At 59.6% G+C, this 23,854-nt stretch carries 23 protein-coding genes and 2 pseudogenes; 19 read left to right on the top strand and 6 right to left on the bottom strand.

Translation table 11 applies throughout. The features are described 5' to 3' along the window. Window positions 1–32: 32 nt before the first annotated feature. The 7 genes from AYK65_RS22010 (at window position 33) to AYK65_RS21985 (ending at window position 3,196) form a co-directional block, all read left to right on the top strand. Complete coding sequence (locus tag AYK65_RS22010) at window positions 33–491, top strand: hypothetical protein (RefSeq protein WP_244560081.1); 459 nt, start codon at window positions 33–35, stop codon at window positions 489–491. 78 nt (window positions 492–569) lie between these two features. Then, the gene (locus tag AYK65_RS22005; RefSeq protein WP_081160720.1) at window positions 570–875 is read left to right on the top strand and encodes a hypothetical protein; all 306 of its coding nucleotides are present in this window, start codon (window positions 570–572) and stop codon (window positions 873–875) included. Window positions 876–1,614: 739 nt separating this feature from the next. Next, window positions 1,615–1,809 carry a hypothetical protein gene (locus AYK65_RS22000; protein WP_081160717.1) on the top strand — a complete coding sequence of 65 codons (195 nt, stop codon included), beginning with the start codon at window positions 1,615–1,617 and terminating at the stop codon, window positions 1,807–1,809. A gap of 158 nt (window positions 1,810–1,967) precedes the next feature. Continuing rightward, window positions 1,968–2,228 (top strand): hypothetical protein, encoded by a 261-nt coding sequence (locus AYK65_RS21995; protein WP_081160715.1) that lies wholly within the window; start codon window positions 1,968–1,970, stop codon window positions 2,226–2,228. Window positions 2,229–2,412: 184 nt separating this feature from the next. Beyond that, window positions 2,413–2,715: a hypothetical protein gene (locus AYK65_RS32580; RefSeq protein ID WP_172402058.1), complete on the top strand. Its 303-nt coding sequence runs from the start codon at window positions 2,413–2,415 to the stop codon at window positions 2,713–2,715. Between the two features lie 2 nt (window positions 2,716–2,717). Continuing rightward, window positions 2,718–2,984, top strand: coding sequence for a hypothetical protein (locus AYK65_RS21990; RefSeq protein ID WP_244560080.1), 267 nt, complete (start codon window positions 2,718–2,720; stop codon window positions 2,982–2,984). An 11-nt stretch (window positions 2,985–2,995) separates the two neighbouring features. Continuing rightward, window positions 2,996–3,196 (top strand): hypothetical protein, encoded by a 201-nt coding sequence (locus AYK65_RS21985; protein WP_244560079.1) that lies wholly within the window; start codon window positions 2,996–2,998, stop codon window positions 3,194–3,196. 63 nt (window positions 3,197–3,259) lie between these two features. On the opposite strand, the gene AYK65_RS21980 is transcribed toward AYK65_RS21985, so the two are convergent. From AYK65_RS21980 to AYK65_RS21965, 4 genes are all read right to left on the bottom strand, one after another. Then, complete coding sequence (locus AYK65_RS21980) at window positions 3,260–3,916, bottom strand: IS5 family transposase (RefSeq protein ID WP_275531688.1); 657 nt, start codon at window positions 3,914–3,916, stop codon at window positions 3,260–3,262. Between the two features lie 109 nt (window positions 3,917–4,025). Beyond that, the gene (locus AYK65_RS21975; RefSeq protein ID WP_081160710.1) at window positions 4,026–5,336 is read right to left on the bottom strand and encodes an HlyD family type I secretion periplasmic adaptor subunit; all 1,311 of its coding nucleotides are present in this window, start codon (window positions 5,334–5,336) and stop codon (window positions 4,026–4,028) included. Next, entirely contained in the window at window positions 5,333–7,045 is a 1,713-nt protein-coding gene (locus AYK65_RS21970) for a type I secretion system permease/ATPase (RefSeq protein WP_244560078.1), read from the bottom strand. Before AYK65_RS21970 ends, AYK65_RS21975 begins: the two co-directional genes overlap by 4 nt. Window positions 7,046–7,055: 10 nt before the next feature. Beyond that, the gene (locus AYK65_RS21965; protein WP_172402057.1) at window positions 7,056–10,385 is read right to left on the bottom strand and encodes a calcium-binding protein; all 3,330 of its coding nucleotides are present in this window, start codon (window positions 10,383–10,385) and stop codon (window positions 7,056–7,058) included. Between the two features lie 167 nt (window positions 10,386–10,552). Here AYK65_RS21965 and AYK65_RS21950 point away from each other — a divergent pair, with 167 nt between their 5' ends. Together AYK65_RS21950 and AYK65_RS21945 are read left to right on the top strand one after the other, a co-directional pair. Beyond that, window positions 10,553–10,909 carry a hypothetical protein gene (locus tag AYK65_RS21950; RefSeq protein WP_139793306.1) on the top strand — a complete coding sequence of 119 codons (357 nt, stop codon included), beginning with the start codon at window positions 10,553–10,555 and terminating at the stop codon, window positions 10,907–10,909. 60 nt (window positions 10,910–10,969) lie between these two features. After that, the gene (locus AYK65_RS21945; protein ID WP_172402056.1) at window positions 10,970–11,512 is read left to right on the top strand and encodes a Tn3 family transposase; all 543 of its coding nucleotides are present in this window, start codon (window positions 10,970–10,972) and stop codon (window positions 11,510–11,512) included. Between the two features lie 170 nt (window positions 11,513–11,682). Here AYK65_RS21945 and AYK65_RS21940 read toward each other — a convergent pair. Continuing rightward, window positions 11,683–11,793: pseudogene (locus AYK65_RS21940) on the bottom strand (IS5/IS1182 family transposase); the annotation flags it as partial. Between the two features lie 1,386 nt (window positions 11,794–13,179). Between AYK65_RS21940 and repC (AYK65_RS21935) the strand changes: the two are divergent. The 10 genes and pseudogenes from repC (AYK65_RS21935) (at window position 13,180) to AYK65_RS21890 (ending at window position 23,248) form a co-directional block, all read left to right on the top strand. Continuing rightward, on the top strand, window positions 13,180–14,457 hold the full coding sequence (gene repC / locus AYK65_RS21935; protein WP_081160689.1) for a plasmid replication protein RepC: 1,278 nt from the start codon (window positions 13,180–13,182) through the stop codon (window positions 14,455–14,457). A gap of 11 nt (window positions 14,458–14,468) precedes the next feature. Next, window positions 14,469–14,965: pseudogene (locus AYK65_RS33695) on the top strand (thermonuclease family protein). A gap of 398 nt (window positions 14,966–15,363) precedes the next feature. Beyond that, window positions 15,364–15,696, top strand: a complete 333-nt coding sequence (locus AYK65_RS21925; RefSeq protein ID WP_015241541.1) for a DUF736 family protein — start codon at window positions 15,364–15,366, stop codon at window positions 15,694–15,696. Window positions 15,697–15,816: 120 nt separating this feature from the next. Continuing rightward, window positions 15,817–16,020 carry an antitoxin VbhA family protein gene (locus tag AYK65_RS21920; protein ID WP_081160685.1) on the top strand — a complete coding sequence of 68 codons (204 nt, stop codon included), beginning with the start codon at window positions 15,817–15,819 and terminating at the stop codon, window positions 16,018–16,020. A 69-nt stretch (window positions 16,021–16,089) separates the two neighbouring features. Continuing rightward, window positions 16,090–17,139: a Fic family protein gene (locus AYK65_RS21915; RefSeq protein WP_081160682.1), complete on the top strand. Its 1,050-nt coding sequence runs from the start codon at window positions 16,090–16,092 to the stop codon at window positions 17,137–17,139. Between the two features lie 221 nt (window positions 17,140–17,360). Next, window positions 17,361–18,236: an ArdC family protein gene (locus AYK65_RS21910; RefSeq protein WP_081160674.1), complete on the top strand. Its 876-nt coding sequence runs from the start codon at window positions 17,361–17,363 to the stop codon at window positions 18,234–18,236. Between the two features lie 229 nt (window positions 18,237–18,465). Next, window positions 18,466–19,662: a plasmid partitioning protein RepA gene (gene repA / locus AYK65_RS21905; RefSeq protein WP_081160672.1), complete on the top strand. Its 1,197-nt coding sequence runs from the start codon at window positions 18,466–18,468 to the stop codon at window positions 19,660–19,662. Next, window positions 19,659–20,642 (top strand): plasmid partitioning protein RepB, encoded by a 984-nt coding sequence (repB, locus tag AYK65_RS21900; RefSeq protein ID WP_081160732.1) that lies wholly within the window; start codon window positions 19,659–19,661, stop codon window positions 20,640–20,642. Before repA ends, repB begins: the two co-directional genes overlap by 4 nt. A gap of 157 nt (window positions 20,643–20,799) precedes the next feature. Beyond that, window positions 20,800–22,011, top strand: a complete 1,212-nt coding sequence (gene repC, locus AYK65_RS21895; RefSeq protein ID WP_081160671.1) for a plasmid replication protein RepC — start codon at window positions 20,800–20,802, stop codon at window positions 22,009–22,011. Window positions 22,012–22,210: 199 nt separating this feature from the next. Next, window positions 22,211–23,248: a hypothetical protein gene (locus AYK65_RS21890; protein ID WP_081160669.1), complete on the top strand. Its 1,038-nt coding sequence runs from the start codon at window positions 22,211–22,213 to the stop codon at window positions 23,246–23,248. Between the two features lie 18 nt (window positions 23,249–23,266). Here the strand turns inward: AYK65_RS21890 and AYK65_RS21885 are convergent, their stop codons facing one another. Then, entirely contained in the window at window positions 23,267–23,614 is a 348-nt protein-coding gene (locus AYK65_RS21885; RefSeq protein WP_275531687.1) for a helix-turn-helix domain-containing protein, read from the bottom strand. Window positions 23,615–23,854: the final 240 nt, after the last annotated feature.

Genomic DNA, 23,854 nt, shown 5'->3' with positions numbered 1-23,854 from the left:
CTCGCTCAAATCCCGAGAAAAGGACAGTTCCGATGGTCGACACGATCTATTCCGCAATGGAGTTTTACGGCAAGGGCGACCCTTATTTCGGCGGCACTGCCGCCGATTGGGCGCTGTATAAGACCGAGGACGGCGGGCACGCCTTCATCAGCGCCGCCGACGCGCAGCGCCGGAAATTGGTCATGGCCTATTTTCCGACCGAAGCCGAGGCAGAGAAGGCCGGAGCCGCAGCGAGCACCCGGAAGGGCTCGACTTCTGCCGTTCCCATCAAACCCCGACTCGAAGTCCCGACCGCACAGATTTCGTGGATTGTTGGCAACAAGCATGTCGGCGAGGAGGACGGCGAGCTCGCCGAGGACTTCGCCGACAGGGCGAAAAGGGCGGGTGCGGCCGATCCGGATTTGATCGCGCAAATCGTCGCTTACGCCCTTGCTTGCCATCGCGCCAATCAGGCGTTTGGTCGCGCATTTCCGGCTTTAGAAAACGTGTAGGCGCTATTAAGACTGCAACCAAAGATTGGCCGCGCTATTCGACGGCGCGGCCGACAGTAAAAGCTACAGGAGCGGAAATTGAGCCGATACACTGTGCAGATCACGAACGGGATGACAACGGACGAGGAAGGAACGATCGGCTACGATCCGCCGTTGCGGACCTTCTTCCTACAGGCGTATCCAGACCCGGAAACCGACGAATGCGCCCTTTGGCTGGGCGCATTTCTTGAGGAATACCCAACCCTGGAGTCCATCATCGAGGCCGCCCGGGCGCGAGGCTACGAGGTCCGTGGCCTGACGAGGGAAATGATGCTGGCGATGCTCAAGGAAGCGGGACCGTCGCACCCGCCGAGTCTTGGTGAACGACTCGGCATAGTGCGGTAAAAGGTAGAGATCAGTTTCGAGGGCGGAAGCAGCAGCGCCGAGCCAGCGGCGCGTTCGGGGAGGATGGGCCACCCCGACCGAGGAGCGACGGCCTCGCCCTCGAACCGGAGGTGCTGCATGTGGTTCCTACCACTTAGCATCACCCTAGACGTGAAAAGGACCCGGACCACCTGGCAAGTGCGGATCCGAGTCCAATTCTGGCTCTAGGAAACGGGGGCGGGCCGCAAGGCTCGTCCCCACTCCGGAAATCAATATAGGCGATTTTCTCCCCAACTTCAAAGCGCTCCGGCCGTCCCAAGCCCGCATCGAGCGGGCCAGGGACGGAACGAGGGGCGCCCTTGACACCCCTCCCCTGGTGCTCCCCTCCCCATCCACGGCGGCCGCCCCGCAAGCGGGCCGGCTCACTTCGGCTTGTTGTCGTTGTCGGCCGTTGAAGCTCTGGGCCTGACCCGCTGCAGCGGGACTGCGACCGAGAATCCGGCCGGGCGGCCGGATGGCGATTTGCCGATTGACGGCGAAGGCAGCGGCTGGGGCTACGAAGGCCGCGCTTCCCGGCCTCTCCTTAGTGGCTATGCGCAATCTAATGCTGTGCACAATACGTCGGGTCCGGCCTTGGCGTGCAACCCTCAAGGGTTCTCCTCTCCGCTTCGCTTCGTTGCGACCGCTACGCGTGCACTCGGCGGTGCCTGCCGTATTCGAGCTTCGCGATTACGCACAACCACTAAGGAGGATCACCCTCATGAAAGCGCTCGTAACCTTCTGCCAAAAGACCGGCCGCCGCCTTCGCCTCTACATCAATCGGCAAGTCGCCAAACTGTCCCACACGGGCCAGTTAAAGATCTCGGTCGCGATCTCGCTTCCGCTCATCGCCAAGGTCGAGGTCAGCTACCAGTGCGATTACGCCAAAGCCGACAACGGCAACAGGCCGAAGTGAGAAGGCCGCGCCCTGCATCGCAGGGCGCGGCTCTTTGCCGTGGGAGGCGTGCGTTTGGCGAATAGGGCTTCCTCGCCTTGTATTCTCTGCTACTCTGCATTTTAGCAGTAAGGGCTGGTCTGGCGCCGCAAAGTTGCAACTAGAGCCAGGAAAGACGGATGGAACCTGAGATCAACCATGTCAGTAATGCATTCATCGCTGTCTATCTCGCCTCAATGCTGCTCACGCTTTGGAAGGCGATCAAACAGCATTTCCCGTTCTATTGGGTCTTCGTCTTTGCCCTGCTCGCCCTCGGGGCCGCTACCGTCATGAGCCCGGCCTATCTCCCAATACCGGTTCAGTATTGGGATCGCGTCGTCTCTGCAGGAAATTACATGCTGCTTGGTGTGTCCTCGGGGTATTCGGTGGATGTATCGTAGACAGCTTGCGCGCGGACGTCCAGAAGGCAATGAAGCTCCTCGAGTAGGGGGAAATTGGTCCCTCTGCTTGCTGGCGCGTTCCCGGCGGGAGTTCGGCCGGCGCGGAACGCTCCTTACCCGTAGCGGCGCGGGCGAACGGGCGGGTTTGCCTTTTCGCAATTGCAGTTCAAGACCGGAATACTAGATGGAACACGTCGATACTTGGAGCGAATACGCCATCGTCTATTCTAATTATGCGGCATTTCTGGCTGCATTGCTGCTAGCGGTTTGGAAAGCCGTCAAACGGCGCTTCTCGCCCTACTGGACGATCGCCCTATCGCTATTGGTCCTAGGACCGGCCGTCTTGCTCAGTCCGTGGTATTCGGACATTCCCGTTCGACATTGGGACGCCGTGGCCAACGCAGGACAATGGATGCTGCTCGCCGGCATGCTCGCGGTTATTGGTGGATGTGTCGCAGACGCCCTTCGCGCACGAAGCAGGAGCTGAGGATGACAACACTTTCCGAGTTGCCGGCGCTGGCGAGCAACGCGGTTCAGCAGGCTCAGGAGGACATGGCGCTGATTGCCCGGGGCGAGGAAATCGACCTTCCGTGGCGCCGGCTTCGCGTTCTCCTCGATTACGGCCTGGTCGAGATCAGCACGCCTGTCCTCCTGGGTGGACCGCTTGCAGGAAGTCGAACATCCATCTCGTGGACAGACGAGGGTGTGCGGTTCATGGGACAGGCCAGCCAAGGCAAGGACCACCAACGAAAATGAGGTATAACCGCGTGAAAAGCATCTTTGCAGGCAATTTCGATCAGGAGAGCGCCATCGAAGCCGCCGTAGAGCTCTACGGTGTCGACGCCACAACGGCCGTGGCTCATTGCGCGCTTGAGGCCTACGTCGATCGTCGAGAGGCAGACCACGAATTCTGGTTTCGCATTTTCGCTCAGCTCAGGGGCATTCCGCTGTCCGACAGCAAGCACTAAGAAGTTATCGGAACCGTTTGCCGGGATTGTCAGTCCGGGTTTCGCGCTTCGGGAGTCGCTATGCTAGGCCGTAGACTCATAAGCGCGTAACCACAGCCGTATCGAGGCTAGCTGGACCATGGCAAGGAAGTTGGCAGCGAGTTTGTCGTAGCGGGTCGCGACGCGCCGGAAGTGCTTCAGCTTGGAGGAAAAGCGTTCGATCAGGTTGCGCTCACGGTAGAGCCGCTTGCTAAAGCACGGCTTCCAGCGGCGGTTGCTTTTTGGCGGGATGTTAGGCGTGGCACCTTGCTCCTCAATGAGGGAGCGCATGCGGTCTGCATCGTAAGCCTTGTCCGCCAGCACGATAGTGTGCGGCCCGAGGTTGTCGAGCAGACTGTTGGCGATCAGCCCGTCGTGGGCCTGCCCAGCCGTCAGGCCGAGCCGGATCGGGAGTCCTTGCGTCGACGACGGCATGGATCTTAGTCGTGAGCCCGCCGCGAGAGCGACCGAGACAGTGATCTCGACCCCCTTTTTTGCCGTCGCGGCCTGGTGGTGGGCGCGAACGGAGGTACTGTCGATCATCTGGATGTCGCCGTCATGCGCGGCGGTGATCGCGTCCATCATCCGGTCCCACACGCCCGCCTTTCGCCATCGCACAAAGCGGTTGTAGCAGGTGGTGCCTGGCCCATAGCGCTCGGGCAGGTCACGCCATGGGGCACCGGAGCGCAGGACCCAGAAAATGCCATTTAGGCGTCACGACACGAAAATGGTGAATCTGTCCGACTTTTGCGAACGTAACGAGAACAGTGCGTAGGCGTCCAAAATCGGCCACGAAGAGAGAGCTCCGACCTCACTCTTCCCGCATCGCCCGGGCAATCTGATCGGCCAGCGGCTTGACGAGGTATGAGAGCGCCGTGCGCTCGCCGGTCTGAATGAAGGCCTCGACAGGCATGCCGGCATGGAGCACCACGCTGCCGAGCTCCCGGAGCTCCGCCGCGGAAATCCGAACGCGCGCCGTGTACCACGTCTCACCAGTCTGCGGGTTGGTGCTCAGGTTGGCGGCGATCGTCTGGACCTCGCCGATGATTTCCGGCGTCGTGCGCTGGTTGAAGGCGGAGAAGCGCAAGGTGGCCTGCTGGCCGAGATGCAGCTGATCGATGTCGGCCGGCTGGATCTTCGCCTCGACGACGAGACTGTCGTTGACCGGCACGATCTGCATCACGGTTTCACCGCCGGCGATGACGCCGCCGACGGTGTGCACCGCGAGCTCGTGCACGATGCCATGCTGCGGCGACAGGATGTCGATGCGCTTCAACTGGTCCTCGGCGGCAACGCGCTGCTCGGTGAGTTCGGCGAGCTTGTTGTCGACATCGCGCAGTTCCGTCAGCACCTCGGAGCGACGGTCCTGGTCAAGCTGCAGGATCTGCAGTTCGGTCTCGGTCGTCTGGGTGGCGGCGCGGGCAATCTCGGCCGTCAATTGCCCCCGCTCACCCGACAATTGCGCCTGCATGCGCTTGAGTTCGGCCAGCCGCGAGAACGGCATCAGCCCCTGCGCGTGCAGGCTGGCAATGCCCTCGAGCTCCTCATCGATCAACCGCAGTTCGTCATCCTTGGCAGCACGGCGGGCCGTCAGCCCGTCAGCCTCCTGCGCCAATTGGTGGATGCGTTGCTCTAGCTGCGCCTTCTGGCCGTCGATCGTGCGTTTCCGCGCCTGAAACAGCGCCCTTTCCGCGGCAACGTAGGCGGCGACCTCGGGGTTGCCGAGTCTGGCTTGCAACTCGTCGGAGGGCGCTGGTTCCGCCGCCTCGTCGCGCTCGGCGGTGAGCCGCATGGCGCGCGCCTGCAACTGGTCAATCTGCTTGGTGATCACCGCCAGGTTGGCGCGGGTGACGGTATCGTCGAGCCGGATCAGCAATTCGCCGGCCTTCACCCGTTGCCCATCGCGCACCCGGATGTCGCCAACGATGCCGCCGTCGCGGTGCTGGATGCGCTTGACGTTGCCCTCGACGACGACCGTACCGGCGCCGACAACGGCGCCGGAGAGATTACTGGTCGCCGCCCAGCCGCCGACGCCGAAGACGAGCGCCGCGATCGAGACGCCGGCGATCAGCATGTAGCGGGAAATGGCTCGTGCCGCGCGGCTTTCTGCTTTCGGGCTCATGCGGTCTCCGAAACGGCGCGCACCGTGGTCTTGCGCAGCACCTCGTCACGCGGCCCGAAGGCGACCGCCCTGCCCTCGGCCATGACGAGGACCTGATCGACGGCAGAAAGGGCATTCGGCCGGTGGGCGATGACGACAACGATCGCCCCGGCCTTGCGGGCCGCCAGGATGGCATTGGTCAGCGCCGCCTCGCCCTCCGCGTCGAGGCTCGCATTCGGCTCGTCGAGCACGAGCAGGAACGGCTTGCCGTAGAGGGCGCGGGCGAGGCCGATGCGCTGGCGCTGGCCGGCCGACAGGATGGCGCCGGCAGCGCCAATGCGCGTGTCATAACCTTCCGGCATCGACAGCACCAGTTGATGCACGCCGGCCTGCTCGGCCGCTTCGATGATCGCGGCCGGGTCGGCGTCTCTCGCGAAGCGGCTGATGTTCTCGGCAATCGTGCCGTCGAACAGCTCGACGCCCTGCGGCAGGTAGCCGATCGAGGGGCCAAGCGCTTCCGGCTCCCATTGGCTGAGTTCGGCCCCGTCGAGCCGGATCGTGCCGCGGGCGGGCGGCCAGACGCCGACCAAGGCGCGTGCCAGGCTAGACTTGCCGGAACCGCTCGGGCCGATGATGCCGACGCCCTGTCCCGCCGCAAGTTTGAACGAGACTTCGCGGACGATGGCGGCATTGCCGCCGGGCGCTGCGACGACGAGCCCAGCAACGTCCAATGCTTGCCGTGGCGCTGGCAGAGGCATCGGCTGACGGCTGTCAGAGAATTTGTCGAGCACGCTTTCGAGGCGACGGCGCGCCTGTCGCGCGTTGACGAAGCCACGCCATTGCGCGACCGCCTGCTCGATCGGGGCGAGCGCCCGCGAGGTCAGGATCGACGAGGCGATCATAGCCCCTGGAGACGCCAGCTGATAAATCACCAGCCAGGCGCCGAGTGCGAGCACCGCCGACTGCAGCGCCAGCCGGAAGATCTTCGAGCCCGCGGCAAAACCGCTGCTGGCGTCGCTTGTGCGCCGCTGTTCATCGACATAGCCGGCATTCACATCGTGCCAGCGCGCGGCATAGGCGCCGCCCATGCCCATCGCGTGGAGTGCCTCGGCGTTGCGTCGGCCAGCTTCGATGAATTCGGCGCGGCTTCCCCCGATTTGGGCGAGCCGCTGCATCGGCTGCCGCAGCGTCACCTCGCTGAGGAGCGTCAAGGCGATCAGGATTACCGCGCCAGCAACGGCAAGCCAGCCGAGATAGACATGGAACAGGAAGAGGATCGCGAGATAGATCGGCAGCCACGGCATGTCGCAGATCGCGACCGGGCCTTGCCCGCTCATGAACTGGCGCACCTGATCGAGATCGCGCAGCGGCTGCGAGATCGCTTCCTTCTTCGACATCCTCAGCGGCAGCTTCAGAACTGTATCGAAAGTCGGGCCGCCCAGTTCCTCCTCCAGCCTCTGGCCGATTTGGGTGAGGATGCGCGAGCGGATGACTTCCAGCAGTCCGAGGAACAGGTACAGGCTGATCGCCAGGATCGACAGCGCCACCAGCGTCGGCACGCTGCGGCTGGCGAGCACCCGATCATAGACCTGCATCATGAACAGCGGCCCGGTCAGCATCAGAAGATTGGTGACGGCGCTGAGCGCCGCCACTCCGAGAAATGCCCTCCGGGTCTCGCGAAGAGCGGCGGCGACCAGAGGCCGCCGCCCGTTCGTCATCAAGGATGTCACGCTTCAGCCCTTAAGCAAGGAAGCGGACGTCGTCGGCGTGCAGGTTCGCCAAAGTGACGTTCTTCAGCGTGACCGTGTTGGCCGCGTCGAAGGCGATCACTGTGTCCGACCCCACCTGCGATGCCGCCGCGAGCACGGACTCGAAGTCCGCGAAGAGCGTGCTGTCGAACTCGAGCACGTCGTCCGTTCCGGCGCCGGCCTTGAAGTCGGTAATCGTATCCATCCCGAAATTCGGTTTGAAGACGATGACGTCATTACCTGCACCAGTGATGATGGTGTCGTTCCCCAAGTCAGCCAATATCGTGTCATTTCCTGAGGTGCCGATAATCGTATCGTTGCCATTCGTTCCGCCGACGAAGTCGACATTGGCATTCATTGCGGCACGATTCCACGTGGTGCCGTCGGCAAAGACGACCTTGTCGACGCCCTGGCCGTAATAGTCGTTCAGCGTGTTCTTGAGGAGAACCGAACCGGCATCGCCGGCGCCTGGAGTGCTTTCGGCGATGACGATAGTGACGTCATTGCCGTTGCGCACCAGGGTGACAACGTCCCGGTTGATGTCGGTCAACAGCAGCCGGTCGTTGGAGCCCTGGTTGGTGCCCTCGGTGATCGTGTCATTGCCATCGCCGTGGGCATAGACATAGGTGTCGTCGCCAGCCGCGCCGTTGATGGTGTCGCTGCCATGGCCGCCGGTGAGCGTATCGGCGACATTGAAGCCGTTGATGGTGTCGTTGCCGGCTGTGGACGCCTGCTGCAACAGCATCGTGCGGATTTGCGCTCTGGTCCAGGTGGTGCCGTCGGCAAAGACGACCTTCTCGACGCCCTGGCCGTAGTAGTCGTCGAGCGTGTCCTTGAGGAGGACCGAACCGCCGTCGCCGGCGCCTGGAGTGCTCTCGGCGATGACCAGGGTGACGTGGTTGCCGTTGCGCACCAGCGAGACCTCGGCCGGATTGATGTCGGTCAACAGCAACCGGTCGTCGGAGCCGGCGTTGGTCGCCTCGATGATGGTGTCGTGACCGTCGCCGCGCGAGTAGCGGAACGCGTCGCTGCCGGAGAACCCGTTGAAGGTCTCGTCGGCGGCCGTGCTGGTGAGCAGCATGTCGCGCAGCTGCGCCCTGGTCCAGGTGGTGCCGTCGGCAAAGACGACCTTCTCAACGCCTTGGCCGTAGTAGTCGTCCAGCGTGTTCTTGAGGAGAATCGAGCCGGCATCGCCGGCGCCCGGAGTGCTTTCGGCGATGACCAGGGTGACATCGCTGCCGTTGCGCACCAGGGTGACGTCGGCGGGATTGATGTCGGTGAGCACCAGCTGGTCGTTGGAGCCCTGGTTGGTCGCCTCGACGATGGTGTCGTTGCCGTCGCCGCGGGCATAGACATAGGTGTCGCTGCCTGCGCCGCCGTTCAAGGCGTCGTTGCCATGGCCGCCCATCACCACGGAGTTGGCGGATGTGCCCACCAAAGCATCCGCTTCTGACGTTCCGCCGATGAGTTTTCCGGTGTCGAGATAAGCTTCAATGAACGCCAGAAGGCCGACGTTGTCTGATTCGGCAGCTACCAGCTTCGGTAAAATGTAGGCCTTGAATTTGGCATTGTCATTGCTGAAGTACTCGTATTTGAAACCCAGGAAACCGCTTACGACTTTTGAATAGTAATCAAGTTTGCGGTTGTCGCTCACAGGCGCGATGGCGATGGCCAATTCAACAGCCCGATCGATGCTGCCTTCGAGACTGTCGCTGTCGTGGTTATAGTCAATCGGAGCTAAAGATATGAAGGGGCTTGCGATTACTTGCATCGGATCCACCCCGAGATCGAAAGCGGATACGTGCGCCTGCGACAGGAAGCGCGTGAATAGAACATCGACGACTGTGTCGTAATTTGCGTTGATAACGTCCGCGAAGCGCGCCGTGATAGTACGGTCAGAACCTACTGCTAGCTCTGATGCAAAGTACTTCTCCATGAACGCTACTATCTTAGCATCGATGTGTTCGCCTCGATCATCAACCGGAACATTCGTCACGCCGGCCCAGGTCTGCAGAAGACTCTCGAATTTCGCACGAAGCTGACCGGCCGGTAGCTTCAATGTGTCTAGAACGAGGGACTGGACAGCGACTCGCAAATCGTCATTAAGCGTCATCGAATACGCCAGGTCTGGAAGGAGACCGTAGCCCTTCAGGTTCGGGAGCAGTCTGGCGCTATCTGATACCTGAAAACCTTCAGGAACAATCCAACGAGAAACCGTCGGATTCGTCTCGAAAAGCACAGCCTCGGCTTGTCCGGTACTGCCGTCGCTCCGCGTAAACCTACCTTCAAACGCGATCATGTTGCCGGCAGTAACCCGCGTGGTCGGCGCTGCTTCTACACCAATCGACGCGACGTGGTACTCCGAAAGCGCGAACATCTCGCCCTCCTCGGAGGTTCCGTTACCGTTCAGGTCGCGCCAAAGTTTCAGGTTGCTGAATTGATTATCATTCGCATCCACGTTTCCGTCGTTATTCGTGTCAAACGCGCGCAACGCGGAGAAGCCGTCCTCGGTTGGGCTGCCGAACAACTCCGTAATACCATCGACTCGGCCATTGCCGTTGTCGTCATGGATCAAAAAAGCGTCGTCCGAGCTCAGCCAGCCCGTTTTTTCGGCAAATCCATCGCGCTCATAGTCAAAGTGGGCTGCAGAGGACGCAAGTGAGATGAGCTCAACGCCATCGCCGTCGAGATCGAGCACAAGCGGATCCCTCGGTGGCGCGGGCGGTGCAGGTGGCCACCCATTGGCAGGCGCCGTACCTCCAGGACCCGCACCACCCGGGTCAGTGCCCCCAGGCCCCGCACCACCTGGGTCAGTGCCTCCAGGACTCGTGCCACCTGGGCCAGTGCCTCCAGGACCCGTGCCACCTGGGCCAGTGCCTCCAGGACCCGTGCCACCCGGGTCGGTACCGCCCGGGTCCGGAGGAAACTCGCCAGCTCCAATCTTATCTTGAAGATCGTCGAAAATGGGATCCTCAAAACCGTCGTCCATGCGCCATTTAAGCCCCTCGCTATTCACTGAGCCGTCGGGATTTACGGTCCCTCCATATCGAATATCCTGTTGCTTTATCGCCGCGTCGTATTGTTCGTATATGTGTTGCCGTACTGCACCCTCGTTGAAAGGTGTATTAGGATATTCCTTTTTCAGTTCGGCAATAATGTCGTCCGCCTTTTGGCTCTTCTCCAGGTCCCGGAACCCTTGCTTCATTATTTCTTCGCTAGACTCGGGCACGAAATCGTTCTTATAGCCGCTCTGCTCCAGTCCGAAATTTAACATTTTATCAAGTATTTTGCCCAAGCTTGAAGGCGCATGGAATTCGGTCAAGTGGTCATCTCCTCAGAAAAGAGCAATTGGACGATAGCAATCGTTTGACATATGCCCCATAAAGTTGTCAATGAGCGCGTTACAACTCCCGCGGACATTGACCTGCCGGCAAAACGTACACTTAATTGGACGACCAGCAGATCTCGGCTCATCGAGTGGAGGAGCAGTTGAATAAGCTCTTTTTTGCGACAGTGGTTGTCGCCCTGTTATTGACCGGCGCACGCGCTGCGCCAATCAACCCCACATACAACGACTCCCCGGTCCAATGTGGAGCCACGTACTTTTTGATTTGGAAGGGATATGAGCAGAAGAAGGAGCAAGCGATGGCTGAAGTCTACCGTCGAAAATTCGAGAGTCTCGCCGCAAAAGCGGCGCAGAATCTCGAGACGAGAGGACTAAGCAAACATGAAGCCGACGCATACATGCAAGACCACATCGATAAGCTCGCGGTCTTAGCCGACAAGGAGACAAAAGCGTTCGTAGACTTCAAAAGGCTGTGTGATAGCAAGTTTCCTGAGCCGTAAGACGCCGGCCGAAGCGACGTTGGCGTACAACGACTCTTGCCGATGCGTCATGCAGGGTTCTTGCGCCAAACCGTTGAGGCAGTAATCGATCTCCGGCGTCATCGCCGGCTCTATCTTTTCCCCGGCGACGCAGCGCCAGAAAACCTCGAACCTCTTGTCGGCGAGCCCATCAATGTCGAGCGAATCAAAGCAAACTGGAACGATATCCTGCGTCTCGTAACGACAATCCGTTCCGGCCAGGTCCGACCCTCGACTCTGTTGGCGAAGCTCTCCGCTTTTCCGCGACAAAACGGACTGGCGTTAGCATTGCGCTACATCGGTCGCACCGACCGTTCGATCTTCCTGCCGCAATGGTGGCGGAACCCCGACATGCGCCGGAACGCCACCATCGGGATCAACAAGAGCGAGACCCAGAACACCCTGGCGCATGCGCTCTTCCTCAACCGTCTGGGCGAGTTGCGGGACCGGACTTTCGAGAGCCATTTCTATCGGGCATCCGGGCTGAACCTGCTGATCAATGCGATCGTCTGTTGGAAGACGCTCTACCTGGAACAGGCATTCGCCGATCTCAACCGTGACGGAATCGCCACCCCGCCGGTGTAATCAAACACATTGCTCCCCTCGGATGGCAGCACATCAGCCTCACCGGCGATTACATCTGGACCCCGACCGAAGGCCTCGAACTCCGACCCCTGCGGCGAGAAACGTCCATCCTCGCCGCATGATCACTTTATGTGCTCCAATGTCGGACAGATTCACCACTTTCATGTCGTGACGCCATTTAGCACGCGCCGATCATCGACGCGTGGGACGCCCCTCGGCTTGTTGGGCAGCAGCGGCTCGATCACACGCCACTCGAACTCCGTCAGGTCATATCGGCTCATGCCGATCCCTGAATCAGCTACCGCGCAGCAATGCAATATCGCTGGTGCTGGAGGGCGGGAGAAACCCCTCTGCTCCTCTCAGAGCCCCAGCTGATCCCCTCGCCAAGTCTTACCTCCCGGCTTGGCTGAGAGCACCGCTCTCTAACCCGCCGATATCGCTCCCGCAAGTTTATGGGTTCACGACCTAAATTCTAATGAGGGAGATTGAGTCGATGGTGGGCGAGCAAAGTGTGATGCAGGAGGAGCTGTTCTATGGCTTCAGTCTGGAACGGCACGTGCCGGCGGCCCCTCTCCTCAGAGCCCATCGACCGCTTCGTTGACCTTTCGGGTATCCGCCAGCAAACGATCGGGTTCGTGGCCTCACCTAGATATCGTTTATTGCTTTTGGCAGATAACAGTGTCTGGCATCCCACCAAGCCTGTAAATTTCCCTGCTGCCGTCTTCACAGCGGCCGGTTTCCGCCCAGACACGCGATGCGCTTATTGCCGAGGCCCTGGCTGATTCGATTTCTTCGCGCAGCGCGTCGTTTGAGGCCCGAAGAGCGTCAATCTCACGAACGAGTGCGTCCACTCGATCGCCCATGAGGGCGCGTACGGCTGCGAGTTCTGCTGCGAGGCATTCAGCGTATTTGTGACTGGCCTAGAGTGTATCGGAAGCACGGATGCACTCTGCAGCGGGGGTCACGCTCGGCGATAGCCCGATGAATATAGTCAGACTTCCCTCCCCGCTTCGTATAGCCCCCGCCGAGGCGGAACAGGAGCTTGGAGCCGAGAGCATCGCGGAAGACGAGCAGTTCCCCCAAGCGGCTGAGTGACATCAGTCGCGGGCCGGTCACGTTCTCCCGCGTGATCGGCCCTTCTCGCTTCACAACCGCCGATGACCGTGGGCCAGGATCGACCTGGCCCACGGTCATGTTGAGGGGAGGCCCGATTCCCCCTCCCCTCAAACTCCCCTTCCCGCCAGGGTGTTCTTGCGCTTTAGGAACTGTTTTGCATCAAAATGCTTCAGCATTGGGGCTCAAAGGCGGCGTTTCAAAATCGGCAAAAATCCAGCAATGCATTAAAAAACAAGGGCATTCGCGGTCAAACACGCGCCTTACAGGCTTTTGCGTGTAGCACGTTGTTGCACCCTTTTGGTTTATGAGGTTATTTTTCAAATGGCGGAATCAGTCGTGATTCCGGCGCTCACGCATTCTGATCAAATTTCACGGAGATGACAGGCCCGACCAGAAAAGAAAAACCGCTCCCGAACAAGTCCGGAAGCGGGGTCTATGAGTCAATAAATTAGCCGAATCCTTTCTCGCAGACCCTCCCTTCCCTGTCAATTGCAAAAGCACCTTTTCGGTGAACGGCGAAGCTTTGCCTGGTCCCTAAACGGAGACGAGGAATGGGGAATACCCAAATGCATCAGCGGCCGACCGGCCGCAGGATGACGCCGCAGCGTGCGCAATATCGGCGGCTGGCAAATACGGCAGAGATCGGCACGGTGACGCGTGCCCAATTGGCCGTGCTTGCTCAAAGCCTGACATGCACAGGGCTAATCAACGGGACCGAAAGCCACCTGTTAGTCGCGTTAATCAATACGGTTCCCGCTGAATCATTCGACAGGTCCGGCCGTCCGATCGTATTCAAGTCGAACCAGCAACTGGCCTTCGAAATTGGCCGGTCGGTCGGTCGCGTCAGCCGCATGCTATCCAGCCTCTTCGACGCTGGCCTGATCACGATGCAGGACAGTGGCAACTACAAGCGCTATCCCATGCGCAATGGCGACGGCGAGATCACGGACGGTTGCGGAATCGACCTTCGCATCCTGATCGTGCGATATGCCGAGCTTGACGAGCTCGTGAGACAGGTTCGGGCTCAGAAGAAAGCCGCCGACGCGGCGCTACGGCGCTACCGCGGGGCGCTTCGCAATGCTCGCTATGCCCTCTCGGCCGCCGCGCGTCTCTCGGAGGATTTTTTGAGCCGTATCGGCGCCCGGATAGATCGGGTGAGCAACATTGTCGGAATCGCCGTCAAGGCATCGAGTCGCGTGCTGCGCCGGGCAACGGATCTTCTGGAGTGGTTGATAGAGCGGATGATGCAGCTCCCGCGCCGATCGGCAGAAGCGCAAGAAACGCAAAATATGACATGCCCGTATGTCGAAAACGGCATGCACAAACAGATTACAACCTCTCATCCCTTTGACGAGAGTAATCAGGAACGGCGTTCGGCTAACGCCGAACAACTCAATTCGCCTAAGGCTGGCTCCGCCAGCAAATGGGCTTTTGAAGAAAGCCTGCGGCGAGGCCGGAGCGAAATCAACCAGCCGCGGCGCTTGCCGCAGGCAATGGTGGCATTGCAAGACGTGCTTAGGGCGGTGCCAGCGCTGAAGACCTACGGGTTTGCCCCCAGCAGTTGGGCCGACCTAGCGCGGGCCGTGCCGCTGATGTGCCGGTTTGCCGGGATCTCCGAGGATGCCCGCGCCCGCGCGGTCGAGCAGATGGGCGAGCAGCAAGCCGCCGTCGCCGTCGCCGTGACACTTGAGAAATACGACCGGCAGGAAGTCAGCTCGCCGGGAGGATATTTGCGGGCTATGACGGACCGCGCCGCCGCGGGCGAATTGCATCTCGCCCGCTCTGTCTTCGGGCTCGCTGCCCGAAATTCCATGGAGATCAGACATTGAGACGTAACGCTTTGCTGGTGCTTTTCGCCGCCCTCGTCATTGTTCACGGTTCGGCGGAGGCAGCCGACTATTCCGGCCGCGCCCGCGTGATCGATGGCGACACCATCAGCATCCGGAATCAGCGCATCAGGATAGCGGCGATCGATGCTTGCGAGCGCGACCAGACCGGATTGAAAGACGGGAAGTTATGGCGCTGTGGCGTCGCAGCCCGCAGCTATCTTGGGAAATGATCGACGGTCAGCACGTTCGCTGCGACATCATCGATCAGGATCAGTATCGCCGCCAGGTGGGCCAGTGCTTCATTGGGGACGTCGATATCGGCCTTGCGATGGTGAAGGCAGGACTGGCGGAGGCAATGCTAAGGTATCTGCCGGCGACCCACTCGATCAGCGAGGTCGAGTACGGCCAGGCCGAGAGTCGCGCCCGAGATGGCGGCTTTGGCATGTGGTCCGCGGAGATCGAAAGCCCGCACGAATACCGCCGTTCCAAATCTTCCCGGATACCGTGACCGCGAGATAGCCAACATGGCGCAATGGCGCCGACGGCGTATGAACCATATTGCTTCAATGTCGTGGTCCGAATCGCCACAAAACCTGTTGATCAGGCCGCTGCATTGGACAATATTGCTGCAAATTGTGCGGTTGGTACGTCGCTGACAAACGGGGAAACGTTGCCAAAACGGTTCAAGCCACACTCCTCCAGGGCGGTTGCTTTTGACGCTCGTTCGCACGTCGACGCGGTTTGCGCAAAGCGGACGCCACAAAAATTTCCGCGCCTTCGGCTTCCTCGCGAAGCAAATTTTTGCGTCCCCTCGCCTCCTCCGCTCACGCTCCGGCCTACGGTGCGCACCGCTTTCCGCCGTGCCTTTGGAACGATCATCGCAACCACCAAAGAGGAGTGAAAGACATGAACATCACCAACTACATCCAGTTCGACGGCGACAACCTCGACACCGCCAAGGGCGCCGGCCTCATCTCCACTATCGACCGCGACATGGACATCAAGGTTGTGCCGTTCGCGTCCGACAACGAAAAAGCCCCGACGCACCGCGTCTACGCCAAGTCACCGCGCGGCCATGACATCGAGGTCGGCGGCATCTGGAAGAAAGACAACCAGGACGGCAAGCCGTACTACACCCTCTCGATCCGCAAGCTTCGCTACAACGCCAATCTCGGCCGGTTCCCCGGCCAGGACGATGCCTCCCTGCAGGCGATCATCGAATGGGAACCCCGCGATTAATTCGCTCGCAGCGCCCGGCTCGTAGCCGGGCGCTCACCTTCGAAAGGCCGGAAAATCCCGCAAATTGCTGGATTTTCAGCATTTTTCCTGCTAGGGTGGTCCGTAACTGGAGATTTGCCGATGAACGTTCATTCCCGCCGTCCGGATCGTTCCCCGGAAGCTATCGAGAAGCGGCGCAAGGCCGCCGAGCAGGCGCGCGCTGCCAATATCCGGCAGGGCTACGTTCACGATCCTGCCCTCGAGGAGGCGACCGCGCGGTATGTCGCCGGCGACATCACCCGCGAGGAATACCGGGAGCTCATGATCGCGCCGCCTGTCAGATAACCTCCCGATCAACCTTCAAGAGCAGAAGGCCGCCTGCTTAGAGCTGGCGGTTTTTTGTTGAGCTTCGCCATGGCTGATGAGCGCCCCAAGGGTTCCTACACCTACCCCAACACGTCGGACGATCCGGACCGGACAAACGTTCTGAAAAACAGATGGGGAATTGAAACCCATTCCGAGTTGCGCGTGAAAGAGTATCGCGCGACCGCCGTGCGGATGCAGGAAATTGCTGAAGGAGACGGCCCGCAAGGCAATTTCGACAAAGCTCACCTGAAGGCGATTCACGGCTACATTTTTCAGGATGTGTACGAATGGGCCGGTCATACGCGCAACGAAAGTCCCGTCGTTGAGGGTCAGCGCGTAGAGCCGATCGGCGGCCTCTCCAAGGGCGGCACGTCCTTCCTGCCCGGCTCGCGCATAGAAATGGGTCTGGACGAGGCGCTGAAGCCGATCCGAGATCCGCAGGCCCTTCGCAATGCAACGCCGGAGGAATTTGCTGAGCGCGCCGGGAAGGTCCTCTCAGAGTTGAACTATGTGCATCCATTCAGAGAGGGCAACGGGCGAGCTCAAGAGGCGTTTATTTCCGAGCTGGGCCGCCACTACGGGCACGAGATCGACTTCTCTGTAATCACCAAGCCGCGCATGATCGAGGCGTCGATCGAGACCACGAACGACTCCTCCAGTCCCGCAATGAAGCATGCGATTGAGGACGCGATGAACGCGGGCCGTCGGGAGGCCATTCGATCCGCATTCGAAGACTTGCGGGAGGTCGGCGAAGAGCCTCTGCACCATCATGTCCGCACCGCCCGCGCCGGCGAGGAGATCACAGGAACCGTTCTCGGCCACGACAATCGCGTTGCCAGCCTTGTGACCGACCAATGGATTGTCGTCGCCGATCGCACGGATTTGCCGGAGAGGTTACCGGACGACGAGGAAATTACCTTCACTGCCCGGTCGGACTTTTCCCGAGTGAGGCGCGAGCAGTCGGCCCAGGTGGCGCAATCGCAGCCGGCGCCAGCGCGGCAGCCACAGCAGGACCATAACCCGGAGTTGAAGGCGATCGAGGCGCAAATGGCGGCACAGCGCAGTCGGGAGCGTGATGACGACGATCGCGAGCGGTAACCTGCCCACCGGCTCTTTAAGCTGCAAGAGCTATGCGTGAGCAGGAGGCGCCGATGTTCTGCGCCCTCTCCTTCCGTTGGGTGATTTGACGGACAAGCTACGATAGCCCCTCCCCCACGCAACCGCTGGCGCGGTCCTCCACTCTGTTGCGGCCCTTCGGGTGCATGGGCTCGCTTCTGCTATCTCCGTTTTTTGCCGTCAACCAACGGAAGGAGACGGCAATGCAGAGCATCAAGGACACCTACCAGCGCATCACCGATACCATCGTCGAGCAGCTTGAAGCCGGCACAAAGCCGTGGATCCGGCCCTGGCGCGGAAACAGCCGCGGCTCCCTCGTTCCGCGCCGCGCAACAGGCGAAGCCTATCGCGGGATCAACGTCCTGATGCTGTGGCTCGCAAGCGAGCTCGCCGGCTACGAGGAAAACACCTGGATGACCTACCGCCAAGCTCAGGATCTCGGCGGCCAGGTCCGAAAGGGCGAGAAAGGTTCCCTCGTCGTCAAGTACGGCACCTTCATCCCCAAGGAGCGCGAGGATGACGACGAACGCGCAATTCCCTATCTCAAGGGCTACACGGTCTTCAACGTCGAGCGGATCGAGAACCTTCCAGACCGGTTCTATCGACCGGCCGCGGATCTGCCGGCGACGCCAGTTCCGCATCTTGAGACCGTCGAAACCTTCGTCCGCAACACCGGCGCGGCGATCACCTACGGCGGAACAACCGCCTGCTATCGTCCCGCCCCCGACGACATCCTCATGCCCGATCGGGCACGCTTCGTCGACGAGGTTCACCTCTACTCGACCTTGCTTCACGAAATGTCGCACTGGTCAGGCGCAAAGCATCGCCTCGACCGTGACTTGAGCGGCCGGTTCGGCAGTGAAAGCTACGCCATCGAGGAGCTGGTTGCCGAGCTCTCCGCTTCATTCCTCTGCGCCGATCTTGGAGTGGCCCACGATCCTCGCGACAATACCGCGACCTACCTGGAAAGCTGGCTCAAGGCGTTGAAGAACGACAATCGGGCCATCATCACCGCGGCCGCCAAAGCCCAGGCTGCCGCGGATTTCTTGCACGAGCAGCAGAGAGTCCCTTCGTTATAAAGGGCGGGCGCTGAGGGCAGTATGTTCGCGGCGTGTCAAATCGGAGAGATTGCGGCCGGCCGTTTGTGGTTCTGCGCATTGTTCCAAGTTGGCAGTTGGCCATGGCCAACTTTTGCTGTGACTCGCGACAAAGCGGGTCTCATTGCCGATATTTCCGAATCATGGCATCTTTCGATACGCTTTTTGCGGGAAAGACGCACAAAAAGCGCATCGGAAGGAAATCCCTCACGTGAATATACAAAACGTCTCGACGACAGATGTCCGCATCGAGCGCCACGCAAAACAGCTTTCGAGGCAACTCAAGCTGCTGCGTGAACGCTTGTTTCCGCCGCTTTCGCAGAAGACGCTCAGGACGTTCACCTCTGGGGAAGCCGCACAGATGGTGGGCGTCTCCGATGGTTATCTTCGTCAGCTTTCGATCGATGGCAAGGGGCCAACGCCGGAGGTCTCCTCGAACGGCAGGCGATCCTATACCCTTGCCCAGATAAACGAGCTGCGCCACCACATGGCTTCGATCAAGCCCAAGGACGCACTCACCTATCTGCCTCGCAGGCGATCGGGCGAGAAGCTTCAGACGATCGCAGTTACCAACTTCAAGGGCGGTTCGGCAAAGACCACCACTACATTGTACCTTGCCCAATACCTTGCGCTGGCAGGCTATCGCGTTCTCGCGGTCGATCTCGATCCCCAAGCATCATTGACGTCAATGCTTGGCGTGCAGCCGGAGTTTGATGTCGATGACGGCGACACGCTGTATGGCGCGATTCGGTACGATGAGAAGCGCCGGCCGCTGAAGGAGATCATCAGGAAGACCTATTTCGACGGGCTCGACCTCGTGCCTGGAAATCTCGAGCTCATGGAGTTCGAGCATGACACGCCGCGTGCGCTGAACGACCGGTCCAGAAGCGGAGAAGTGTTCTTCAAGCGCGTCGGAGCGGCGATTGCGGAGGTCGAGCAGGACTACGATCTGGTCGTTATCGACTGCCCTCCGCAGCTCGGTTACCTCACGCTTGGTGCGGTCTGTGCCGCCACTTCTCTGCTCATCACAATTCATCCTCAAATGGTCGACGTAGCTTCGATGTCCCAATTCCTGCTCATGACATCAGACCTGCTTTCCGTCGTCAGAAAGGCAGGCGGCGACCTTCAGCATGATTTCATAAAGTACATCGTCACCCGGCACGAACCGTTCGACGGGCCGCAGTCTCAGATCGTGGCGCTTCTGCGTAGCCTGTTCGGCAATGATGTGCTCACGGCTACCGTCCTTAAGTCAACGTCAATAGCGGACGCAGGGCTAACGAAACAGACGCTATACGAGATCGAGAAAGGCCAGGTGCGCAAGTCGACTTACGACCGGGCTCTGGAATCCGTGAATGCGGCCAACGGCGAAGTTCTTGCCGAGGTCCACAGAACATGGGGCCGTGTATGAGCAGAAGGAACACTCTAAAGGGTATTTTCGGCGACGCCGTCGAAGAGTTGGCCATGGCCAACTTTGAGGAGGAGAAGGAAGCGCAACGCGGGCCGGCTGGCCCAGTCCGCTCAATGGCTTTGACGCTGGGCAAAATGGAGGAAGAGGCGAGGGCGATGCAGGAAGCCTTGATCGCCGGACTTCGCGTGCAGGACCTCGACCCAGAACTTATTGACGATTCCTTTGTGAGAGACCGGATCGGGGAAGTCGCGCTTACGGAAAATGATCCGTTTGTGCAGTCGATCGCGGAGAGTGGCCAGGAAGTTCCCATTCTAGTTCGCCCGCATCCGGAGCGGGATGGCCGTTATCAGGTAGCCTACGGTCACCGCAGACTTAGGGCGGCGCGTATTCTTAGAATTCCGGTGAAAGCCGTCGTCAAGCAGATCGCCGACGAGGAACTGGTTGTCGCGCAAGGCGTGGAAAACACCGCCCGCAGCAACCTAACTTACATCGAGAAAGCGACTTTCGCGCATACTCTCGAAGAGCGTGGCTTTAAGCGCGCTGTCATCATGAAGGCGCTCACTACCGACAAAACCGAACTTTCGAAGATGATTTCGGTCGCCTCGTCCATTCCTGCGCCTGTCATCGCACAGATCGGCAATACTCCCGCATACGGGCGGAGAAAATGGATAGCGTTCGCTGAAGCCTACTCCGAGAAGAAATTATCGAAGCTCGAGGCCTTGTTTGCGTCTGAAGCGTTCTGCGGAGCGGACAGCGACAGACGCTTTGATCTGGCGCTGGCCCAGTTGCTCGGAAAAGCGGCCAAGCCGACCGCGAAAACATGGAAACCACGAGAGGGAAAAGCGCTGACGTGCAGCATCAAGGCTGACGGCAAGACGTACACGTTGGCGCTCAAAGCCGACGAAGCGCCCGCCTTCGGGGAGTTCCTCACGAATAAGCTCGATGAGCTTTACGCAGAATTCAAACGTACAGGAGACTGAGCCGCAAAAGAAAAAGGCCCCCAAACGTTGCCGTCGTGGAAGCCCTTCTCTGTGTTGTAGCAAACCGAGAATCGCATTTCCCCGAATCCCAGTCAAGAGTCCTTTGGCACCGTTTTTTGGTGAGCGAATTTCTTTTGCCTTTTGAAAGGTGAAGGAAATGCAGGTTGGAAATGTGACGACGCCCTTCGGGCGGCGGCCGGTTTCGCTTGCCCAAATCAAAGGGCAAATGCGGACGGCCGAAATCAAACCCGGCAAGACCGCCGACAAATGGAAGGTGTTCCGGGACGCCTGCGAGGCGAGGGCGGTGCTCGGCATTCAGGACCGCGCCCTTGCGGTGCTCGATGCTCTGCTGACGTTTTACCCGGACAACGAGCTTTGCGAGGACCGCGGTCTCGTCGTATTTCCGTCGAATGATCAGCTCTCGGTACGCGCGCACGGTATTGCAGGCACGACCTTGCGCCGGCATCTCGCCGCGCTCGTCGACGCCGGGCTCATCCAGCGCAAAGACAGCGCCAACGGCAAGCGCTACGCCCGTAAGGATGAGAGCGGGGCGATCGAGGAGGCGTTCGGCTTCAGCCTGGCGCCGCTGCTGGCACGCGCCGAGGAACTAGCGCACGCCGCACAGCAGGTTGCCGCAGAGCGCAAGCGCTTCCGCATCACCAAGGAAGCCTTATCGATCTGCCGGCGCGACGTCCGCAAGCTGATCAGCGCCGCGATGGAGGAGGGGGCTGCCGGCGACTGGGGACACATCGAGGAGATATTCCTCGGCCTGACCGGGCGCATCCCCCGCACGCCGACGATTGTTGATCTACAGCGAATCCTCGAGGAAATGGAGATGCTCCGCGAGGAAATCATCAACCGGCTGGAAATTCACGAAGATTCCCCAAATATGAGCAGCAATGCTGTTCAAAACGAACGCCACATACAGAATTCAAATACCGAATCCAGCAATGAACTTGAACCTAGCTCTCGAAAAGAGCAGGGCGCGAAATCGAGCCCAATCATCCGGCCGACGAGGGCGTCGATTAAGACCTTTCCGCTGGCTATGGTGCTGCAGGCCTGCCCCGGGATCCGCGACTATGGTCCGAAAGGTGGTGTCGAAAGTTGGCGGGACCTGATGTCGGCTGCGGTTGTGGTGCGGTCGATGCTTGGGGTTAGCCCGTCGGCCTATCAGGATGCCTGCGAGGTCATGGGGCCCGAAAACGCGGCGATTGCCGTCGCCTGCATTCTCGAAAGGGCCGGTCATATTAACTCGGCCGGCGGCTATCTAAGGGATTTGACTGGAAAGGCGCGGCGAGGGGAGTTCTCGCTGGGTCCGATGCTCATGGCGTTGATGCGAGCCGGATCGCATCTCAGACAGGCTGGATAACGATCTTGAACAGATTGCGTACTTGGGTCCTCACGTGCGGCTTCCAGATAGGCGCGACGAGCATGCGATCGAAATTCGCATGCATTGATTGCAAACTTATTGCTATGGAAACCATCGGTGGAGTGAGAATTCCCAGTTCAGAAGTCTTAAAGGTGTCGGCTGGATGAGATGCATCATCCGCTGAACCAGGAGGAATTCGATGGCTGATATTCTTGCACCTGATGAGGTTCGACTGAAAAACATCTCTGCTGTCAGGAGACTTAGGTCTCGCGGTGGACCCTTCCTGTTTATTGGTGCCACGGCAGACGTCTCCGAGCAATTTCAAGAAATTGTTGCAATCGATAACATCGATTATCTCACCCAGGCCGTTCAGTTAACGGCTCTGTTCAATGGTGCCATTAACAACGAGACCGGAAGGTTCGAGTCTAATACAGCACGCCAGCTGATAGCAGATTTCAATGCGAGTTTGCCTGAAAGCGACCGAGCATACAAAATTGGCATTTTCAAAAGCTACCAAACAACACTCACTCAGACGCACAGCGTCGTCTCCGGCATGATCGACAAAATCGTTGAGGCGCTGAAACAGGTCCTCGGCGTGGCTTTGGGCACGAGCACGGTTGCTCAGCTGACTGCCGCAGTCACTGACGCGTTCACGGATCTGAAGTCGCAGGAGGGCGACGCATGGATTTTTTGGGAGAAAAAGACCGCGGAAAAGACCACATATTCCTACGCTATTCTCTTCGCGATCCAAGACAGCAGCACTGGCATGATGATGTTCGCGATGCCGATGTCTTTGCTGATCGAGGTGAACGTCAGCTATGAGAAGGTGCTGTGGATTACAATTGATGACACAGAAACCTATTCCGTTACGCTCGACACAATGAAGGTCGGACAAATCCTGTTTCCACCGAGTCCCGGTTCGAGTGTACTCCGGCAAGCTCTCGCCCCGCCGCCCCGCAAAGCGGAGCTCGGAAAGGAATTGGAGTTTTCAGATATCACTGACATCCAGGTCACGAACTGGTCGAAGACAAAGACCTTTGCAACGGCAAAGCACGGGTCATATGTCAAGGAGTTCCATCTTGAGCAGGTGATGGCGTTTCAACCCGAAGTTCTTCATCCCCTCCAGGATGAAGACAAATGCCTTGTGTCATTCACACGAAGCGGTGAGCGTAAGAGTGTGGGAGTCATTCTGAACGGCACGTTGCCGGACGGAACCCTATGGTTCGTGTCGCAATAGTGTAGCTTGCTTCACTGACTACAATCGGTCCGAGTCGAGTTCGGCTCGGATCGCCTGAGCCATGTTGACCAAAGCGTCGACGACGGAGTGGGGCAGGCCTGACACTGCTCGTTGCAACTTTTCATATCTCTCGAGCTGATCGAGATGTCGGTGAGAATCAATTGTTCCCCGCCCGAGAAGAAGCCAATCGAGGGAGACATCCAAGACTTCGCACACGCGTATCGCGTTCTGCATCGACAATCCATTTCCTCTTAGCCATCTGCTCACCAAACTGTCGTCGACCCCCAGCTGGGCCGCAAACGCCATCTGCTTTTTGATGCCCCGGGCGTTAAGCGCTATTTCGAGACGGTCTCCAGCGCCCGACATGGGTGGCGGATCCTTTGCATCTGTTGCGTGCGAGTAATCCTAGCAATGATAACCTACGGCTGTAGTTAATGCCTCGAAAGAGGAAATATGCTGCTATGGGAATAAGCTTCGCCCTAGCCTTAGTGAAACGTTCGGTCCAGGGAGTCGCACGGAACATCATGAGACATGCGATGGTGGCGGTTCGGTCGAGTGGTCGCGTGAACCTCGTCCTGAGTTCGTCAGGTGATCAGCCGCGCCGCT

The sequence above is a fragment of the Ensifer aridi genome (genome assembly GCF_002078505.1).
Lineage (GTDB): Bacteria > Pseudomonadota > Alphaproteobacteria > Rhizobiales > Rhizobiaceae > Sinorhizobium > Sinorhizobium aridi.
This window is presented reverse-complemented; position numbering and strand designations above follow the sequence as displayed.

Excerpts from the sequence above, each read along its gene's own strand:
- AYK65_RS21920 (WP_081160685.1), top strand. The coding sequence starts at position 15,817 with ATGAACGTTCATTCCCGCCGTCCGGATCGTTCCCCGGAAGCTATCGAG.
- AYK65_RS21925 (WP_015241541.1), top strand. The coding sequence starts at position 15,364 with ATGAACATCACCAACTACATCCAGTTCGACGGCGACAACCTCGACACC.
- repC (WP_081160689.1), top strand. The coding sequence starts at position 13,180 with ATGGGGAATACCCAAATGCATCAGCGGCCGACCGGCCGCAGGATGACG.
- AYK65_RS21990 (WP_244560080.1), top strand. The coding sequence starts at position 2,718 with ATGACAACACTTTCCGAGTTGCCGGCGCTGGCGAGCAACGCGGTTCAG.
- repC (WP_081160671.1), top strand. The coding sequence starts at position 20,800 with ATGCAGGTTGGAAATGTGACGACGCCCTTCGGGCGGCGGCCGGTTTCG.
- AYK65_RS22010 (WP_244560081.1), top strand. The coding sequence starts at position 33 with ATGGTCGACACGATCTATTCCGCAATGGAGTTTTACGGCAAGGGCGAC.
- AYK65_RS32580 (WP_172402058.1), top strand. The coding sequence starts at position 2,413 with ATGGAACACGTCGATACTTGGAGCGAATACGCCATCGTCTATTCTAAT.
- AYK65_RS22000 (WP_081160717.1), top strand. The coding sequence starts at position 1,615 with ATGAAAGCGCTCGTAACCTTCTGCCAAAAGACCGGCCGCCGCCTTCGC.
- AYK65_RS21890 (WP_081160669.1), top strand. The coding sequence starts at position 22,211 with ATGGCTGATATTCTTGCACCTGATGAGGTTCGACTGAAAAACATCTCT.
- AYK65_RS21885 (WP_275531687.1), bottom strand. The coding sequence starts at position 23,614 with ATGTCGGGCGCTGGAGACCGTCTCGAAATAGCGCTTAACGCCCGGGGC.
- repB (WP_081160732.1), top strand. The coding sequence starts at position 19,659 with ATGAGCAGAAGGAACACTCTAAAGGGTATTTTCGGCGACGCCGTCGAA.
- AYK65_RS21995 (WP_081160715.1), top strand. The coding sequence starts at position 1,968 with ATGGAACCTGAGATCAACCATGTCAGTAATGCATTCATCGCTGTCTAT.
- AYK65_RS21915 (WP_081160682.1), top strand. The coding sequence starts at position 16,090 with ATGGCTGATGAGCGCCCCAAGGGTTCCTACACCTACCCCAACACGTCG.
- AYK65_RS21910 (WP_081160674.1), top strand. The coding sequence starts at position 17,361 with ATGCAGAGCATCAAGGACACCTACCAGCGCATCACCGATACCATCGTC.
- AYK65_RS21975 (WP_081160710.1), bottom strand. The coding sequence starts at position 5,336 with ATGAGCCCGAAAGCAGAAAGCCGCGCGGCACGAGCCATTTCCCGCTAC.